Raw genomic sequence first — 17,537 nt, forward strand, 5'->3', positions numbered from 1 at the left:
GCCTTTCTTATTTTAATACATACACCCACTCAATTGTATCTCCTGGTTTAACTGTTACTACACCTGCACTATGGTTTGGAAACGCACCGTTCACACGATATTTCCATCCACTAGTATCTGTAATATCTTTTTCATATAAATCATTAATACCTTTTACATAAATATCACCTTTAGAGCCCATTGCATCCACATCTAAACCTGTACGCTGCAATACTTTATAAACAGTATCGCCTTCTTGTACATCCATTTTTTTCGCACCTAATAAGTACCCTTTATCACCTTTTACTGAGATAGTGACTTGTTTTGGTTTTGGTATTACTGGATCTGGCACTGGCACTGGCGGTACTGGATCTGGTACCGGTGTTGGTGGCGTTGGTACAGTTGCTTGTTGCTCTTTATTCGGATCAACCTTCTGCTCCTGCTTCGGTGTTTCTTTCGGCTGATTCACAACCTTCGCTTCTTCTTTTATTTCTTGCGCTTTCGGTTGTTTCTCTTCTTGTGCTTTTTGCTGTTCTGGTTGCTTAGTAGCAGGCTGTTCCTGAGGTTTCTCTTCTTTCTTTACTTCCGGTTGTGCCTGTGCCTTTTCTTCTTTCGGCTTCTCTTCTACTTTTTGCTCTTGTTTCTCTTTCTGCTCTTCTTGCTGCTTTTGCTCTTGTTCAGCTTGTTTTTCCTCCGGTTTTTCTTCCGGTTTCGCTTCATCTTTTTTCTCTTCTTGTTTTGCTACCTCTTCTTGCTTTGGTTCTACTTTCTTCTCAGGCTTTACAGCTGCCTCTTCACACCCGGCAAGTAGCCCAAGTGAAAGCATTAAAGAAATAAACCATTTCATCTTACTCATGTTGTCTCTCACCTTTCATATTAAAAATTAGGAGCAAATGATTGCTCCTAATTTTTGTTAAGCTGCTTTACGTCTCCATAATACATATGCAGAAGCAATACATAATACACCCATACCTACTTCTGTAGCTGCACTATGAGAAGATGCTCCTGTTTTTGGTAACGTGCTACCGTTTCCTGACTTTTTGCTTTTAACCGGTTCGTTATCGACAACAACTTTTAGCGTGTCATCTTTCGTTTCTTGTTGTACTTGTTTTTGTTCTTCTGGTTGCTCAGTAACTTCTTTTTCTACTACAATATTTTCTGCATCCACATTTGGTTTCGTATCAATTTCAGGAACAGATACAGTTGACCAGTCATAAATCGATTTCCCAAGATCTTTAAACTGAAGTAAAGCTAAGAATGCTTGCTCTGTAGCCATTCCGCTACCGTTTTGATCACTTGGTAACCATTTGAATTCACCATTTGGAAGTTGGTATGACAGTAGATTTTGCATTGCCTTATGTAGACGATTTTGATCTACATCTTGTACAAGAGATAATCCAATAATTGCTTGTGCAACACTATTAGAATTTTCTTGTCCATCAGCAGAAAAACCACCGTTTTCTAGCTGTTCGTTATATAAATAGGCAACAGCCTTTTGCACAGCGGGTTTCACATCTTCTCGTTCTTGATAAGGAGCTAATGCTGATAAAACCATACCTGTTACATCAACGCTACTAGCACTGTCTTTACTGCTTGCGCTATCGTAAGTCCAGCCACCATCTGTATGCTGTGAGTTTAAAAGCGCATCTACTAAAGCAACTCGATTCCATTTTGAATTCACTGGCACTTCATATTTCTTCGTATCAAATGCAAGTAAAGCAAATGTATAACCTGTAACAGAATTCACTTTATCTGATTCGTACAATTTTTGAACTAAATTATGTTCGCCAACCTTTGTAGGGTCTGCTTGCATTGCATTCATCATAATAATCGTTCTAGCTAAATCTGTCGCTGAAAAACGGTTAATGCGCTTTTCTACTTTTTCAGTTACTGACTTAACATAATTTAATTTCGCCTCAATTGGAACATTCTTTCCAGAACGAGAAAGGCCTAAAGCTACCCAATCACTTTCAATTCCATCTTGTAACATCTTTTCAGATGTCTTAAAAATCGCTTCATTTACTTGCGCTACTGGAACTTGAATGTTCTCTTGCTTTGGTTGTTCTACCTTTTCAACATTTGTTTTTGGTTCTTCTGGTTTTTCTTGTTTTGGATCATCTGTCTTTGGTTCTTCTGGTTTTTCTTGTTTTGGATCATCCGTTTTTGGTTCTTCTGGTTTTTCTTGTTTTGGATCATCTGTTTTTGGTTCTTCTGGTTTTTCTTGTTTTGGATCATCTGTTTTTGGTTCTTCTGGTTTTTCTTGTTTTGGGTCATCTGTCTTTGGTTCTTCTACAGTTTTACAAGTACCAAATTTATCTAATGTTTGCTGTAATGTTTCCTGGCTCATATTGCTCCAGTCTGCAACAAAACGAAAGACAACAACATCTCCAGACTTTAATTTATAACTATCTGCTCCAACTTCTGCAGATTTATCATTTACATCATACAACCAGCCGCTTGTGTCCCCAGCCATTAAGCCGTCAATGCCTTTAACATACGTTCCAAACGACATCGTCTCTGCTGTTACTTTGTCCCCCATGACTTTTTGCAGCAAACTTAAAGCTGTTTCCCCATCTGTAATTTGCTCTTCTTTCGGGCATAACATAATGCCCTTTTGTGATTCACCAATAATTGCAAGTTTTGCTTTATTTCCTTCAGCAAACGTAATATGTACTGTATTCGCAAAAGAAACAAATACGAGTGTAACTGCCATTAACGACGTAAGCAGCCATTTTTTCAACATTGCCATCCCAAAATTTCCTCCCTTACTACTATTCACACAAAAAAAGACCCTTCAAGGGCGTGCAATTGACACTCTTTTTTTGTAAGTGTCGAACAAACTGTGCAACACCTCCTACCCACATCATTCGCGGCTATATTTGTATAGGAAAAATAATTTTGTTTATGAACGTATCATTGTGATAACATTCACTTTTCTAGGCACTACTTACTTCCATTTCAGTTATCGTAAAACGATAAACCTATACATTCTGTTAATTATAAATTTCTGTATTATTTTACTATTGACAAAGAATTTTGTCCATGCTTTATCGGATTTATTTTCTAAGAATAGTAGTTTACTATCCTTTAACGATGCAAACTCTTTTCACTAATAATGACGCCATCTTCATCCGCATACACATATTCATTCGGCTTCCATTCTACTTGTCCAAATTGCAATGAAATACCACGCTCTCCTTTTCCTTCTTTTATACTTCTATTTGGCATCGTTCCTAACGCTAAAATACCAATATTAATATTCTTTAGTTCACTAGAATCACGAACATATCCATTCACAATAATTCCTGCCAGCTTTCTTTCCTCCGCAATAGCTGCCAAATTATCGCCAAGTAACGCACAATTCGTAGACGCTTCGCCATCAACGACTAATACCGTTCCTTCTGGTAATGTTTGCAATCCTTCCTTCACTAGTACGTTATCATCCTTCACTTTTACCGTTGCAATTTTCCCGTGAAATTGTTCTTTCTTCCCAAAAGACCGAAAAGACTGGCGACATATTTGTAAATCCTTTTCAAACTCATCACATAGATCCGTAGTTTTCCACATCTTTTTCCCTCTTTTCCTTATTCTTTCTATATAACATATTCTTTGATTTTTTTCGTTTCCCTGTCTAATGTTGCAAGAATTTGTATGTGTAAGAAAAGGATAGAAAAACTATTGCCTTAAGAAGCCACCTTTATTATAATCTATTTCACAGATAAGATTCAGAATATTAAAAATTAACTAGGTGAAAAAGGAGGTTTTTTATGCAATTACATACCGAGGTAAAAAAGCAGCCGAGTAAACGAAAGTTTAAAATGCCTGACGCGTACGTACTATTATTTTTTATTGCCTTACTTTGTGCCATTGCTACATATTTCGTTCCTGCTGGAGAGTTTAAAAGAGTTACAAACGGTACTGTTACAACGACAATACCAGGAAGTTATCATTCCGTTCCACAATCGCCGGTAGGGTTTGTTTCTTTTTTTACCGCTATTGAAAAAGGAATGACACTTGCTGCTCCTATCATCTTCTTAATTTTATTTACAGGTGGAGCCATTGCCATTCTTGAAAAAACAGGCGCTCTTGACGGTTTAATCTATCATGTTATTAACAAATTTCGTAATCAGCAATTACTTTTCATTTGTATTGTCGCCGCACTCTTTTCTATTCTCGGAACAACTGGCATTATCGTTAACTCAGTTATAGGCTTTATCCCCATCGGCATCATCGTTGCACGCACATTGAAATGGGATGCTATCGTCGGTGTAGCAATTATTTATTTAGGCACTTATGCTGGTTTTAATGCTACTATATTATCTCCCTCACCTTTAGGCATTTCACAAAAAATCGCCGAACTTCCGATGTTTTCAGGAATTGGTTTACGCACAGCAATCTATATCTCTTTTTTAATTGCTACCATTTTATATATTAATTGGTACGTAAAACGTTTGAAGAAATCGAATAAAGGAAGCATACTCGGAGATAACTGGTTTCCAAGTAATGCTCTTTCAAGTGAGAAAGAACTAGAGAAAACTGAAGTTCCTTGGACAATACGTCACAAATTAATTTTACTCGTTTCAGCTTTATCGTTAATTGCATTTTTAATAGGCGCTTTTCGTCTACATTGGACGGACGCAGAAATGACCGCTACTTTTATTTTCATAGCAATTACAGCTGGAATAATAGGTGGTATGAAAGCGAACGATATCGCTTCTACTTTTCTAGCAGGCTGCCAAAATCTCATATACGGTGCTTTGATCGTCGGAATGGCTCGTTGTATTTCAGTCATTTTAGAACAAGGCAAATTACTTGATACAATCGTTAACCAACTCGCACAGTCTCTCGAAGGACAAAGCCCTGTATTTGGCGTTATCGGCATGTATGTAAGTAGTGCCGCATTACATTTCCTCATTTCATCCGGGACAGGAGAATCTGTTATTTTCATTCCGATATTAGCTCCATTAGCTGATTTCATGCACATTACACGTCAAGTTACAGTACAAGCTGTTATGCTTGGAGAAGGTGTAGTAAACTGCCTCAATCCAACTTCCGGTGTTTTAATGGGCGTACTCGCAGCGAGCGGCATTTCTTACGGCAAATGGATTCGCTTCATGGCTCCACTTGCATTCATTTGGTTTATCATCGGACTTATTTTTCTTATTATTGGCGTGAATATTGAGTGGGGACCGTATTAAAAGACTCATATTATACTTTACTTAATAAAATATCGATTCTATTCTCCAATCCTATAAAAATCACTTATTCTAGTATAGATATAAACAGGGATTGATCATAGTGATCAATCCCTTCTCTCAAAGTAAAATACCTTTAAGTATTTTACTTCCAAATTTTATTTACCCATTCCGGATGATCAATAAAAGGATTACGATTATGTTGATATTTCGTAAAAATCACTTCATTACGCTTTCGCTCTAAATCATCTACAGGGTCTTGTTCATTCCATTTTAGTAAAACGGATAGTTTGCCCATGTATGGATCTTTATTGTTATTCACCTTTTCATTTAATTCTAAGTCTATTTCGCCGTTGTCTCCTTCATAACGAACAGCCATGTAAAATAGCATTCTAGCGATATCTCCTTTTACACTATCACGAGGTTCCCAAGAATCACTATCATATTTACATTCTGTCGCTTCCGAATGATTCACACCACCATTATCAAAATCCAGATTTCCACGTGAGCTATTTACAGATACATCCGTCGCTCTTAAATGATGCAAATCTGTTCCAGCTCCTGCAGTCGTTCCAAAATCACCGTGAGATTTTGCCCAAACATGCTCTCGGTTCCAATTATCAACTCCTGAACCATTCGTAAGTTTCCCTTGCGAACGCCCAGTATATAAGAGTATCACATTGTTTTTATTATTTGGATCTTCATCAGTATCTCTTAGTGCTTCCCAAACCGCACTGTATGATAACTTTGTATGATCATCAATAATATTATGAAGTTCCTTCTTTAACTCTAAACCCGTTTTTCCTATTGCATTATTATAATATGTATCATCATAGCTTTTTACAGTAATCTCTTGTGGTGATGCAGAAGCTACTTCACCGTGTATGATATCTGTGAATGATAGAGATGCAGTACTTAAAATAAAAAATGAAGATAGTGTAACCATAGCAAGCTTTGTATTTCGAAACTTCATATACCCATTTCCCCTTTAACATATAATTTGAAGCCATTAACTAAAAAATGCTTTCTAACCCCCAAAAACTTTTAGAAAGCCATACCCATCCTTTTCTTTTTATTTAATACAAAACTCTATTGAGTCTGTATTATTTCCACACTTTTGGTTTATCTACTTCTCAAGGAATATCCTTCTCTAGTAAAGATTATTAAAATATTCTTTACAATTAAAAAGTAGTTTAATGTTAACTTATAAATTTCAATTTTTTCATGCAATTATGCATATTTGATAAATCGTTCGACTTTTCCTTTTTCTATAATTGTCTTTATTTTTTGGTGTAAAACCCTTCTTCCTCTGAAAAATAAGTACAAAAATAGATTGGATACCATGTAAGGCACCAATCTATTTTAATTAAAGAAACTTTGGTAATTCTGAGTTCACAACACATTGCGCAGTAATGATAACATTTTTATATTGAGACAGAACTACTACTATTTATTTGGTATCGAATCTATATACTTTTTAACTACTTCATATACATATTCTTGATTTGCCGCCGCTGTATTTGGATTGTATTTTCCGCCGTTTGTTTTATTGTTAGATAATACTCGAATCCCTAAAAATGGTACGTCATAAGCTTTTGCGATTTGCGCTGCGGCAGCACCTTCCATTTCTTCAACAGATGTACCGTATTTTGTATGGAACCATTTAATTCTATCAACTTCATTATTCCAAAGATCTGCTGAACCTATAGTCCCTTCAACCACTTTACCTTTTGTATATTTATCTTTTACCGCATTAGCTGCTGCAAGTAAATCCTTATCCCCCTCGTAGTATCGGATTTTCTCAGCATTTGGATCTTCTCCTGCACTTCCTTCAGAAGCCATTAAGTCCATTGAAATCCACTTTGTCGGTTCAATCCCTTGATTCTCATCCATATTTGTTGTTTTTAATGAACCTATGTTTGCTACTTGTTTTCCTAAAACAATATCAAATACGTTTAAATTTGGATCGTGCCCACCTGATGTTCCTTGGTTAATAATCGCCTTAGGCTTATATTTTTCAATAGCCACTGCTGTAGCAGCTGCTGTATTTTCCATTCCTTTACCTGTTTTCGCTACGATTACAGGATAATTGTCGACAGTGCCTTTATAAAATACGAAAGTTCCAGACTTTTCTTCTTTCACATTTTTTAACCTTTTTGCAAACTTCTCAGCCTCTATCGGCATTGGCCCTTGAATTAAAATAGGTTGTTGATTACTTTTTGCCTCAACTTGTTTTGGAGTCACATTACATCCCGCAAGTATTGAGAATGACAATGCAACAGTAGTTACTAGGGCAGCACATTTTTTCAACGTATTCTTCTTCATAAATAATCTCCTCTTTCTCTTGTTGTTTTCTATACTCGATGCTTTTAGTCCAAACAAAAAAGTTCTAGAAATTGTAGAAGAATCTCTACTTTCTAGAACTACGGTAGTCAAAGTTAATTAAGCACATGCAAAATTATAAATCGGTAGCGTACATTACATAGCACGGCCGAATACTTTAACCCGTAGTCCAGTTCTTTCATTGGGAACTAGGTAGAAACGCTCGGACCATATTACCGAGTATATACGAGTGATGATGTGTAAAATTATTATATTGGTAATATATCAAACTTTTAGTGTGCATGCAATCTAAATATGAACATTTTAACTAAAAATAATTAAAATGTTCGTTTTTACACAAAAAAAGATGATGTTATTCATTTTTCAGTGGATAATACCACAAAAAAACTTACAATCAAAAACACTAAACTATAGTCATGATATGAACTCACTTTTGGTTTTCGATAATTTTTTTGTATTATTCTTTATGAAATGAACAACTAAGGCGATTAAAGGAAAAGCTGCTCCAATGAGTAAAGTTACTTCACTATTAAATTTATAGTACGTATAACTTCCAACCCATGAACCAAAGGCTCCCCCCCAAAAAGAAGATGGTCATATATAATCCATTCAGTCTGTTTCTTATCTCGGGATTCAAACTAAAGATAACTTTTTGACCTAATAATAAATTTCCTGCTACACCAATATCGATGCTAATGCCTGAAATAAGTATTAAAATCACACTAAACAGTGAATGATCTTGAACAAAAAATAGTAGTACAACAGATAATAGTACGAGCACCATTGATAGATTAGTCATTGTAAACATATAACCTTTATCTGCTATTTTACCAATAGTAGGAGTTAATACAGCTCCAGCTATTGCAACAAATCCAAACAATGCAATTTCATTATTTGAGAAATGTAATGGCTCCGACCTTAATAAAATGGGAATAACTGTCCAATAAAGGCTAAATGTTGCGAATAAGCATGCATGATAAAAAGCTCGTTGTTGTAACGGAGAAGTATGTATGAGTAGTTTTACCATAGAAGCTATTAAATTTGGATATAACATGTTACTAGTCGATACCACTTCATAGTTGGGTAAAAATTTTATAATTAACAGTAAGACAGCAACTAAGACTATTAATGAAAAAAGAAATACCATTCTCCAGCCAAACCATTCAGCTATTCCGATCGATAATGGGCGAGCAATCATAATCCCAATCAATAAACCACTCATTACTTTACCGACATATTTCCCCGTCTCTTCAATAGGCACAATCCTCATTGTTAGCGGAACTAACATTTGAGCAGCACAGGCTCCAATGCCAATTATAGTTGTTAATAGTAAAAAAACAATTCCATGTGTCGAAATTAACGCACCAATTAATGAAAGAATAGTAAGCCCGATAAGACCCCCTATTATTTTCTTACTTTTAAATAAATCTGCCATTGGTACGATAAAAAACAATCCCAATCCATAACCAATTTGCGTAAAAGTAGTGAGCAATCCAGATAAATCAGAGGAGATATTCAAGTCCTTTGCAATGAATTGTACAATTGGTTGCGCATAATAAATATTTGCAGCAAGTGAGCCACAACTAATCGCTAAAATAAATATTAGAAAATTTGTCTTGTTATTCAACTTTACCATTCCTTTCTTTTTTGGAACGTTCATTCCTAAATCATTAAAAAAAGAAAGACTATAGGTCTGCAATAGTCTTATCCACTAGGCGATAGGCTAAATTTTTTTCTTTTTTATATTTGGACATTATATTCAAGCTGTGGTTTAAACTTAATAAAGAATATGCAACTAATTCAGTATCAGCCTCTTGTGAAATTTCGCCTTTCTTTTTTCCTTCTTCGATAACTTGCTTAAATACTTTTTCAAGTTCATTAAAATCATTTATGAGTATCTCTTCTATGGAAGGATCAATTTGTCCAATAAGCAGTGAAGAATTTGTTATAATACAACCTTTTGGAATTTCATCTGAATAACATTTTTCAATATGTTGATAAAAAAAGGATTGAAGTGATGCTTTTGTGTTTATACCACTAAAAAGTAAATTTCTCTTTTGAGAGCCATAATTTTTATAATGTTCCAAAACTAGTTTAAATAGTGCATCCTTATCTCCAAAACTATCGTACAGAGTAGAGCGACTTATACCCATTGTCTCAATAAGCTCTGAAATATACGTAGCATCATAACCTTTCTCCCAAAATAAATGCATCGCTTTATTTAAAGCATGTTCTTTGTTAAAACTAATCTTTCTACCCATTTAACAACACCCCCTATTATATAATTTAGTATAAATTTTTCGGAACGATAAGTCCATAAAAACATTTCGAAACTAAGCCTTCTGTTAAAGAGTTATATAAATTTATTAATAAAAATCAAAAACACTTGAAGTTGACGTTGGGTCATTTTATATACTGTTAAGTAGCTACTATTTAGCAATTTCATAAAAGAAATTAAAAAAATAGGAGGTTTTTAGATGAAGCAAGGCGATATTATTATTTATGGATGCGTCATTATAGGTGCAGGGATCGGAATGACATTGGATCATGCCTTTCCTGGTGTACTAATTGGGCTAGGAGCAGGATACTTACTTAAAAACATTTTTAGTAAAGAAAAATAGATGTGGTTTGAAGAAAATAATCGTTAACGATAAAATCTTAACGTACAGAAAGGTAGGTTTATCCGTTGATACACATTAATAAAGTTGGAGAACTGACAGGCGTTACAGTAAGGACACTGCGTTATTACGATAAAATCGGATTATTAAAACCAGCATCCAAAACAGAGGGTGGCCATCGTTTATATACAAATGAAGAAATAAAAAAATTACAGCAAGTTCAATTTTTAAAAAAGGTTGGATTTCCGTTACAAGAGATTAAAAATATGCTCGACTTCAATGAGTGGAATTGGTCGGATAGTTTACAGAGTCAATTATCTTATGTCATAAAAGAGCAGGAACATTTAAAGAAAATAGAATTATCCTTACGGGAATTGATAAATGGAATTGCGATAGAAGGAGAAGAAAGCTGGATTGCGATTCAGAAGATTATGCAATTATCCAGCAAAGATAAAGATATACAACAGTATTATCGCGAATCTGTATTTAAAGAAAAAGAAATAAAACTATTGGAAAAGGTTCCCAAAATGGCAAGTGACTGTTCTGATTCACTTGAATGGATTGCTCTCATCGGCCAGTTAAAGCGTTATATGAAGGACGGTCCAAAAGCAACAAAAGTTCAAAATATCATAAGAAGAATGGAGGAAAAACGCTTAGATGAATTTGAAGGTGAGGATGAATTTCTAAATAAGCTTTGGGAGATAAGGATGTCTCCCAAACAATCAGAGAAACTTAGTTTATATCCAATTGATCAAGATGTGCTTCAGTTTATGAACGAGGCATATGCCATTTTTATGACTGAAAAAAATAATCCTGAGCCGAAATAAGGGGGAAAGCACGATGGGTACAGAACACCTTCTCCTAATAGGCGGATTAGCTATATTGGACACGCTAAGCCCTACTACAATAGGAGTAACAATATATCTACTTTTAACAGATAAAGAGCGTCTCACGAAACGTTTATTCGTTTATTTATTGACGGTAGCTGGATGTTATTTTGTTGTTGGAGTTTCACTCATGCTAGGATTAGATTTTTTGTTTGAGATTATTTCTGGCGTATTTCAAAACCAAATCGTAAGCTGGACGTTCTTTATTATTGGAGCCCTATTATTCATCGCAAGCTTTTATATTCCACCAAAGAAAAGTTCAAAGCTCCCTTCACCAAAATCAAATAGCATTCTTTCAATAATTGCGCTCGGATTCACTACTACATTAATTGAAGTGGGAACTGCATTCCCTTATTTTGCAGCAATCGGCATATTAACTACTTCTAATCTATCATGGATAGAATGGTCTTCTATTTTAGCTGGATACAACTTTATCATGGTATTGCCCTCTCTCTTGCTGTTTCTCCTCTATCTCCTATTTGGTCGATGGATGCAAAAATCTCTCGAGAGGCTTCGAATGAAAATCGCTAATCATTCAGGATCAGCTCTGTCATGGATTATGTGTATAGTTGGCTTCCTCCTAATATTAAATAGCCTGGATTATTTATAGGGGGTTATATAATTGTTCTAACTTTACTTTGAGCCTACACCTATATTGATTTAGATAAAAGTTTTGAAGCGGAATATGAATTTATACTTCGAACCTTATATAAACACCCCTATACAGAATTTAGTAGTATATTGAATTGATTAAGAGGATTTACTATAGCAATCTAATAACAAAAGCTTATTATCTTACTATAGAATGTACGGTCAGGGAGATATGCTTGAAACTACTAAAGAACTTATACCTATTATTAATCTAAACCAATCCGTCTTTTACAGACAGTTACTCTCCTTTCCATCTCCCTCATATTCACTTAATGTTGATGCAGGGATCTTATGCGAGATAAAACGCGCATCCATCCAATTTACAATTATTCCTTCCAACTCTGGATGAAGCGGCTTATCTGCACTTTCCGTATAAATCTTTTTAAATTGTAACGCTTTAAAATCTCCTTCAAAATACTTTAAGGTATGATCCATATTTTTTATTACGTATACTTCAGAATCACCTTGTACATAATCACCAATTCTCTTCGCTTTTTCAGGATTCGCCTGAAAATCTTTATCACCAGCAATTGCTAGTACTGGACATGTTACTTGTTGTAAATCTTTATAAATATCATGCTGAAAATGCTCTCTATACCATTTTGCGTTCATCGGTTTAAAACCAACTTTAATTGTATCTTTTTCTGTATTCATCATTTTCTCTTTTATTTTTCCCATCTGCTTCTCTCCACGTTTCTCCACATTGAGAAGGCGCATTAGTTTTCCCTTTATTCCCTTTTGTTCTTTTAATTCTTTATAAGCAATTTCTCTTTGTCTTTTCGTAGCTTCTTCTAATGATTCCGCAGCTCCTGTAAGAAGTATGAGTCCATTAACTGGTGTTCTTGCGTTTATTACACTTGCTAACATACACCCTTCACTATGACCAACTAAAATGATATTTTCCGAATCAACAAATGGCTGTTCTTTTACATACGTAATCATAGCCTCTATGTCATTAACTAAATCCCACATTCCAGTCTTCTGAAATTCCCCTTCACTCTTTCCTACCCCGCGCTTATCAAAGCGGAGCGTTACTACTCCAAGTCTCGCTATTACATGTGCTAAATCTTTGTAAATATTCGACGCAAGCTTTAACGGTACAATCATTCCATCACGATCAACTTCTCCAGAACCAGCGATAATGACAACAGCAGCATACTTCCCGTCAGCTTTCGGTTTAGTAATCGTACCTTGCAAAGTAAATTCACTATTTATCGCTACTTCATATTCGTCAAAGGTCATCATATTTGTCCTCCCTCTAATCTGTTATATCCAATTTAAATTTCAAACTCGCTATTATATTTTTGTACTCTTTTACATCTTTCATCGATGCGAAAATGGGGTTCTCTGCAATACCTTGTAGCATGCTTCGCTTTATAATATCCTCATTTCTAACCGTTTTAGCGCCAAGCGGAAATTCTGCAAACCATCCATCAATCGCATCAAAATATGAATCGCCGTGTAAATGCAGACTATTTATTGTAAAGCTAGACGCACAAACCGCTGCATATTTCCGTAACATTTCTAATGCTCTTTCAAAATTCCCTTGCATACAATATACTTGTGCAGCAGCATAGTATACTTTTAAAGTCATATTGGGATGTAATGTTTCTATTTCATATATATCTATTAACAGGAAAGCTCTATTTAAAATTACCTCTACCTTTTCAGTGTTTGAAGCATTTACTACTACATAATTCGGTATCGTCGCAACGAGGTGTATTAAATGTTGGTACATACTAATTTGCATCATTTCATTCGCCTTTTCAGCATTTCCAAGCATTTGATACGCTTGTGCGATTAAATCCTCTTCTGGAAAATTAGGACGTATCGTTTCACCAAGTAATTGAAGCACCTCATTTGGTCTATTGAATATAAGATAGCAAGTTGCTTGAAACGATACCGCCTCTTTCACAAGAGAAACATCATCACTCTCTTCCTGCACCCTGCTAAAAAGAGACATTGCCTCTTCTAAAATTCCAATTCTTTTATCCGTATCCTTTGTTAACATATGGTGGTTAATAAAAAGTAGTCCCATTTGAAGTAATAATGGAAAACAAGAATAATATTTTTTAATTATTCCCCTGCACTCCATCATTACTTCATCAAACGGTTCTTCACTAAAAGCTTCCGCTAGTCTATGATATAAATCCCTAATATCTCCCTGTTCCATTTGTGGTGTATAACAGATTAGTTCATCTATACTTATATTAAAGTACGATGCTAACAGTGGTAAAAATGTAATATCCGGATAACTCTGCCCTGTCTCCCATTTGGAAACAGACGCCTTCGTAATACCGATATACGCTGCTAACTCTTCCTGCGTAATTCCCGTTTCTTTTCTCTTATCCGCAATTATTTTATGAATATGAATCTCTCTCACTGTATCACCTCATACTTTTATTATATGTACTTTATTCTATACAAAATATGGATTTAAAGTCGACTTTCGTTAACAAAATCAACTGTTAGGAAACATCTCTCTAAAATGAAAGGCAGGAACATATTTGATATGTTCCTGCCTTTTTATTGTGGGTACCGATACTAACCATCTAGTTAAGATTTTGACATGCTTCAACATCAAATATTTCATCTCACTACAGTTTTCTATGAGAATCCAGTGAACAGATTATTTGTATAATTTTCGAAAGCTGAAGTTAAAAACCCTTAGTTTCTTGCTCACTTAAAGCACTACATTAATCTAGAAATTCAAGTGATTTCAATTTTCCAATTATCATTGACTTATATTTGATAGCTTCATACTGTGAATTATCAATTTTTGTCTTTTTTATATTTAACATATCAAATATTTCTCTTTCAATATCTCTTCTTGCTTCTAAAACTTTAATTGTTCCGTCTAAACCGTGATAGCCTTTCATTTTCCCATACCCTTGATTTGTATAATACTCAATAAATCCAGCAGACCATTCTTTTGCTCTTTCATTAAATACCTTTCTGAATGAGAATTCCAAATCATCTTGTTCTATATATAACAATACTGGATCTAATTTTTCTATGATTTTCGCTAATGCATTAATATAACTTATAACTTTCTCTTTTTTTTCACCATATTTAACCATCCCGATTGTTAATGGATTTTGTATGAAGCAACATTCAAAAATATAAATTTTATTTTCGTTGTTGGCTATTTCAACAAAATCCCTCCATTTTTCAGTTATTAATTCAATATTCCTCTCTAGCGGTAATTCATATATATCATTTTTGAAAATGGTATTTAATAAATTTTCAGGAAAATTAGAGCTGTATTCATTTTTAATTTTTTTATATGGCAATAAATAATTGTTTTCTCGCTCCGTGACTCTATCACTAATTACTTCCTTAAAATTACCACTATTCACTAACAAACTTTCGAATTCACTTTTATCAAAACAAGATACCCCATCATAATCAGCAGGGTGGTCCGGATTCCCTTCAAGAAATAACTCAGCGTCAATACTTTTTTCAATTAGAATATCGTAAAGCAAGCTTGCAGTGGTGGATTTCCCAAAGCCAGGAAGCCCTTCTACTATGATTAATTTCGTATTCAAAAAATCTACACCTTTCTAAGACAAAACGGACTAGCTACCCTATAAATTATTATCTAAACTCAATAAAACTAGAACTTCTTTTCCTATGTATCATTATTTCATTATTTCACCAAACTGCGCTCTCGTCACTTTCGCTAAGTCATCCACTTTCAGCTCAATTTGTATACCAATCTTCCCGCCGCTCACTATGATTGTTTCAAGCGATTGAGCACTCTCATCAATGCATGTAGAAAATAACTTTTTCATTCCTACTGGTGAACAACCACCGCGAATATATCCTGATACTTTCGTAATATCTTTTACGGGAATCATTTCAATCTTCTTTTCACCAACTGATTTTGCTGCTGCTTTCAAGTTCAGTTCTTCATCTACCGGAATGATAAACACATGATAATTTTTACTATTCCCTTGAGCAATTAACGTTTTATATACTTCTCTCACTTCTCGTCCAATTTTCTCAGCTACTGATACGCCATCAATTTTTCCATCGTCTGGATCATATGACATCATCGAATATTCGATTTTTTCTTTATCTAATATTCGCATCGCATTTGTTTTATCTTTTTTCATAGTGAGCTCCTTAAAAGGTTATTTCATATTATTAAGTTTTATTATACACTCTTTTCCATTTCTTCTACATAACTTCACGTATATTTCAAAACTAAAAATATTGATAATTCAAAAATCATCTGATATAATTTGGAAAAACTTATGTTAAGGAGAGATTTGTCATGCGAAATTTAAATACTTCTTTCCAACTTCATCATCATACGTAACGCCGTGTATCCGAAGAAAAATTTTTCTTCGTGGGTACAGGGCTTTTCCTGTTGACCCACGAAGCGTCCATAAAGCTATGTGGGTATTTTTATACCTGCATAGCTTTTTTTAATTTAAAAAGGAGTGATTATAATGGAAATGAAAAATGTAAAAGGAACGAAAGACTATTTACCAGAGGAACAAGTGTTGCGAAATAAAATTAAAAGAGCTTGTGAAGACACGTTCGAACGATACGGATGTAAACCGTTAGAAACACCAACGTTAAATATATATGAGCTTATGTCTTACAAGTACGGCGGTGGCGATGAAATTTTAAAAGAAATATATACGCTTAGGGATCAAGGAAAACGTGACCTTGCCTTACGCTACGATTTAACCATTCCATTCGCAAAATTCGTGGCAATGAATCCGAACATCCGCCTCCCTTTTAAGCGGTATGAAATTGGAAAAGTCTTTCGAGATGGGCCCATTAAACAAGGAAGATTTCGTGAGTTCATTCAATGTGACGTTGATATAGTCGGTGTAGAATCAGTCATGGCAGAGGCGGAACTTATGAGTATGGCGTTTGAACTGTTCCGAACGCTAAACTTAGAAGTAACGATCCAATATAATAACCGAAAATTGTTAAATGGTATTCTCGAGTCCATTAACATCCCTACTGAACGAACGAGTGACGTCATTTTATCATTAGACAAAATCGAAAAGATTGGGATTGATGGTGTACGAAAAGATGTATTAGAACGCGGAATTTCTGAAGAAATGGCTGATACGATATGTAATACCGTTTTATCTTGTCTAAAGCTTTCAATTGCTGACTTTAAAGACGCTTTCAATACTCCACTCGTTGCCGATGGAGTAAACAAACTACAACAATTACAGCAATACTTAATTGCCCTTGGAATAAATGAAAATGCTATATTCAATCCATTTTTAGCACGAGGACTTACAATGTATACAGGTACCGTGTATGAAATCTTTTTAAAAGATGGCTCGATTACATCCAGCATCGGTAGCGGTGGTCGATACGATAATATTATCGGAGCATTCCGTGGTGATAATATGAACTATCCAACAGTCGGTATTTCATTCGGTTTAGACGTTATTTACACAGCACTATCTCAGAAAGAAACAATATCATCTACAGCGGATGTATTTATCATCCCACTCGGGACAGAATTACAATGTTTACAAATTGCCCAGCAATTACGTTCTACAACTTCCTTAAAAGTCGAACTCGAACTAGCAGGACGCAAATTAAAACGGGCCCTTAATTATGCCAATAAGGAAAACATCCCTTATGTGCTTATTATTGGGGAAGAAGAACTTAGTACAGAAACCGTTATGCTGCGGAATATGAAGGAAGGTAGTGAGGTGAAGGTTCCCCTTTCTTCTTTAAATAGTTATTTATAATACGAACCACCCTCGTTTGGGTGGTTTTTCTATTTTATAGATAACGAAACCATTAGTTAACATAAAACAATTATATTCTACTAAAAATCACAAGTATTTAATATCCAATTACCTATTATTTTTGGTAAT

The 17,537-nt window shown here is 34.7% G+C and carries 15 protein-coding genes, 1 pseudogene and 1 riboswitch; of the genes and pseudogenes, 5 read left to right on the forward strand and 11 right to left on the reverse strand.

Going from position 1 to position 17,537, the window contains the following annotated elements:
* Window positions 1-7 precede the first annotated feature (7 nt).
* From AC1DMU_RS11025 to rraA, 3 genes are all read right to left on the reverse strand, one after another.
* The gene (locus tag AC1DMU_RS11025; protein ID WP_088609313.1) at window positions 8-835 is read right to left on the reverse strand and encodes a DUF4430 domain-containing protein; all 828 of its coding nucleotides are present in this window, start codon (window positions 833-835) and stop codon (window positions 8-10) included.
* Between the two features lie 57 nt (window positions 836-892).
* Window positions 893-2,728 (reverse strand): DUF4430 domain-containing protein, encoded by a 1,836-nt coding sequence (locus AC1DMU_RS11030; protein ID WP_088064028.1) that lies wholly within the window; start codon window positions 2,726-2,728, stop codon window positions 893-895.
* Window positions 2,729-3,066: 338 nt separating this feature from the next.
* Window positions 3,067-3,546 (reverse strand): ribonuclease E activity regulator RraA, encoded by a 480-nt coding sequence (gene rraA / locus AC1DMU_RS11035; RefSeq protein ID WP_088064029.1) that lies wholly within the window; start codon window positions 3,544-3,546, stop codon window positions 3,067-3,069.
* A 200-nt stretch (window positions 3,547-3,746) separates the two neighbouring features.
* Between rraA and AC1DMU_RS11040 the strand changes: the two genes are divergently transcribed.
* Entirely contained in the window at window positions 3,747-5,177 is a 1,431-nt protein-coding gene (locus AC1DMU_RS11040) for a YfcC family protein (protein WP_088064030.1), read from the forward strand.
* A 142-nt stretch (window positions 5,178-5,319) separates the two neighbouring features.
* Here AC1DMU_RS11040 and AC1DMU_RS11045 read toward each other — a convergent pair whose 3' ends face one another.
* From AC1DMU_RS11045 to AC1DMU_RS11060, 4 genes and pseudogenes are all read right to left on the reverse strand, one after another.
* Complete coding sequence (locus AC1DMU_RS11045) at window positions 5,320-6,147, reverse strand: endonuclease I family protein (protein WP_048544587.1); 828 nt, start codon at window positions 6,145-6,147, stop codon at window positions 5,320-5,322.
* A gap of 473 nt (window positions 6,148-6,620) precedes the next feature.
* Window positions 6,621-7,499, reverse strand: a complete 879-nt coding sequence (locus AC1DMU_RS11050; protein WP_088064031.1) for a 5'-methylthioadenosine/S-adenosylhomocysteine nucleosidase — start codon at window positions 7,497-7,499, stop codon at window positions 6,621-6,623.
* A gap of 163 nt (window positions 7,500-7,662) precedes the next feature.
* A riboswitch (purine riboswitch) is annotated at window positions 7,663-7,766 on the reverse strand.
* A gap of 165 nt (window positions 7,767-7,931) precedes the next feature.
* Window positions 7,932-9,153, reverse strand: a pseudogene (locus AC1DMU_RS11055) (MFS transporter).
* A gap of 49 nt (window positions 9,154-9,202) precedes the next feature.
* Window positions 9,203-9,778: a TetR/AcrR family transcriptional regulator gene (locus tag AC1DMU_RS11060; protein WP_088064033.1), complete on the reverse strand. Its 576-nt coding sequence runs from the start codon at window positions 9,776-9,778 to the stop codon at window positions 9,203-9,205.
* A 216-nt stretch (window positions 9,779-9,994) separates the two neighbouring features.
* Between AC1DMU_RS11060 and AC1DMU_RS11065 the strand changes: the two genes are divergently transcribed.
* From AC1DMU_RS11065 to AC1DMU_RS11075, 3 genes are all read left to right on the forward strand, one after another.
* Window positions 9,995-10,138, forward strand: coding sequence for a hypothetical protein (locus AC1DMU_RS11065; protein ID WP_179196846.1), 144 nt, complete (start codon window positions 9,995-9,997; stop codon window positions 10,136-10,138).
* A 65-nt stretch (window positions 10,139-10,203) separates the two neighbouring features.
* Window positions 10,204-10,962 carry a MerR family transcriptional regulator gene (locus AC1DMU_RS11070; protein ID WP_088064034.1) on the forward strand — a complete coding sequence of 253 codons (759 nt, stop codon included), beginning with the start codon at window positions 10,204-10,206 and terminating at the stop codon, window positions 10,960-10,962.
* 13 nt (window positions 10,963-10,975) lie between these two features.
* Window positions 10,976-11,632, forward strand: a complete 657-nt coding sequence (locus tag AC1DMU_RS11075) for a GAP family protein (RefSeq protein ID WP_088064035.1) — start codon at window positions 10,976-10,978, stop codon at window positions 11,630-11,632.
* Window positions 11,633-11,901: 269 nt separating this feature from the next.
* Here the strand turns inward: AC1DMU_RS11075 and AC1DMU_RS11080 are convergent, their stop codons facing one another.
* The 4 genes from AC1DMU_RS11080 to ybaK all read right to left on the reverse strand — a co-directional run bounded on the left by AC1DMU_RS11080 (window position 11,902) and on the right by ybaK (window position 15,791).
* The gene (locus AC1DMU_RS11080; RefSeq protein WP_142291781.1) at window positions 11,902-12,918 is read right to left on the reverse strand and encodes an alpha/beta hydrolase family protein; all 1,017 of its coding nucleotides are present in this window, start codon (window positions 12,916-12,918) and stop codon (window positions 11,902-11,904) included.
* A gap of 13 nt (window positions 12,919-12,931) precedes the next feature.
* On the reverse strand, window positions 12,932-14,056 hold the full coding sequence (locus AC1DMU_RS11085; RefSeq protein ID WP_088064036.1) for a helix-turn-helix domain-containing protein: 1,125 nt from the start codon (window positions 14,054-14,056) through the stop codon (window positions 12,932-12,934).
* A gap of 313 nt (window positions 14,057-14,369) precedes the next feature.
* Entirely contained in the window at window positions 14,370-15,221 is an 852-nt protein-coding gene (locus AC1DMU_RS11090) for a P-loop NTPase family protein (protein WP_088064037.1), read from the reverse strand.
* A 93-nt stretch (window positions 15,222-15,314) separates the two neighbouring features.
* Window positions 15,315-15,791 carry a Cys-tRNA(Pro) deacylase gene (ybaK, locus tag AC1DMU_RS11095; protein ID WP_088064038.1) on the reverse strand — a complete coding sequence of 159 codons (477 nt, stop codon included), beginning with the start codon at window positions 15,789-15,791 and terminating at the stop codon, window positions 15,315-15,317.
* A gap of 339 nt (window positions 15,792-16,130) precedes the next feature.
* Between ybaK and AC1DMU_RS11100 the strand changes: the two genes are divergently transcribed.
* Window positions 16,131-17,408, forward strand: a complete 1,278-nt coding sequence (locus AC1DMU_RS11100) for a histidine--tRNA ligase (protein WP_088064039.1) — start codon at window positions 16,131-16,133, stop codon at window positions 17,406-17,408.
* Window positions 17,409-17,537: the final 129 nt, after the last annotated feature.

The organism is Bacillus sp. 01N45 (genome assembly GCF_056399205.1).

Excerpts from the sequence above, each read along its gene's own strand:
- AC1DMU_RS11060 (WP_088064033.1), bottom strand. The coding sequence starts at position 9,778 with ATGGGTAGAAAGATTAGTTTTAACAAAGAACATGCTTTAAATAAAGCG.
- AC1DMU_RS11045 (WP_048544587.1), bottom strand. The coding sequence starts at position 6,147 with ATGAAGTTTCGAAATACAAAGCTTGCTATGGTTACACTATCTTCATTT.
- AC1DMU_RS11075 (WP_088064035.1), top strand. The coding sequence starts at position 10,976 with ATGGGTACAGAACACCTTCTCCTAATAGGCGGATTAGCTATATTGGAC.
- AC1DMU_RS11065 (WP_179196846.1), top strand. The coding sequence starts at position 9,995 with ATGAAGCAAGGCGATATTATTATTTATGGATGCGTCATTATAGGTGCA.
- AC1DMU_RS11080 (WP_142291781.1), bottom strand. The coding sequence starts at position 12,918 with ATGATGACCTTTGACGAATATGAAGTAGCGATAAATAGTGAATTTACT.
- AC1DMU_RS11050 (WP_088064031.1), bottom strand. The coding sequence starts at position 7,499 with ATGAAGAAGAATACGTTGAAAAAATGTGCTGCCCTAGTAACTACTGTT.
- AC1DMU_RS11025 (WP_088609313.1), bottom strand. The coding sequence starts at position 835 with ATGAGTAAGATGAAATGGTTTATTTCTTTAATGCTTTCACTTGGGCTA.
- AC1DMU_RS11040 (WP_088064030.1), top strand. The coding sequence starts at position 3,747 with ATGCAATTACATACCGAGGTAAAAAAGCAGCCGAGTAAACGAAAGTTT.
- rraA (WP_088064029.1), bottom strand. The coding sequence starts at position 3,546 with ATGTGGAAAACTACGGATCTATGTGATGAGTTTGAAAAGGATTTACAA.
- AC1DMU_RS11030 (WP_088064028.1), bottom strand. The coding sequence starts at position 2,728 with ATGGCAATGTTGAAAAAATGGCTGCTTACGTCGTTAATGGCAGTTACA.
- ybaK (WP_088064038.1), bottom strand. The coding sequence starts at position 15,791 with ATGAAAAAAGATAAAACAAATGCGATGCGAATATTAGATAAAGAAAAA.
- AC1DMU_RS11100 (WP_088064039.1), top strand. The coding sequence starts at position 16,131 with ATGGAAATGAAAAATGTAAAAGGAACGAAAGACTATTTACCAGAGGAA.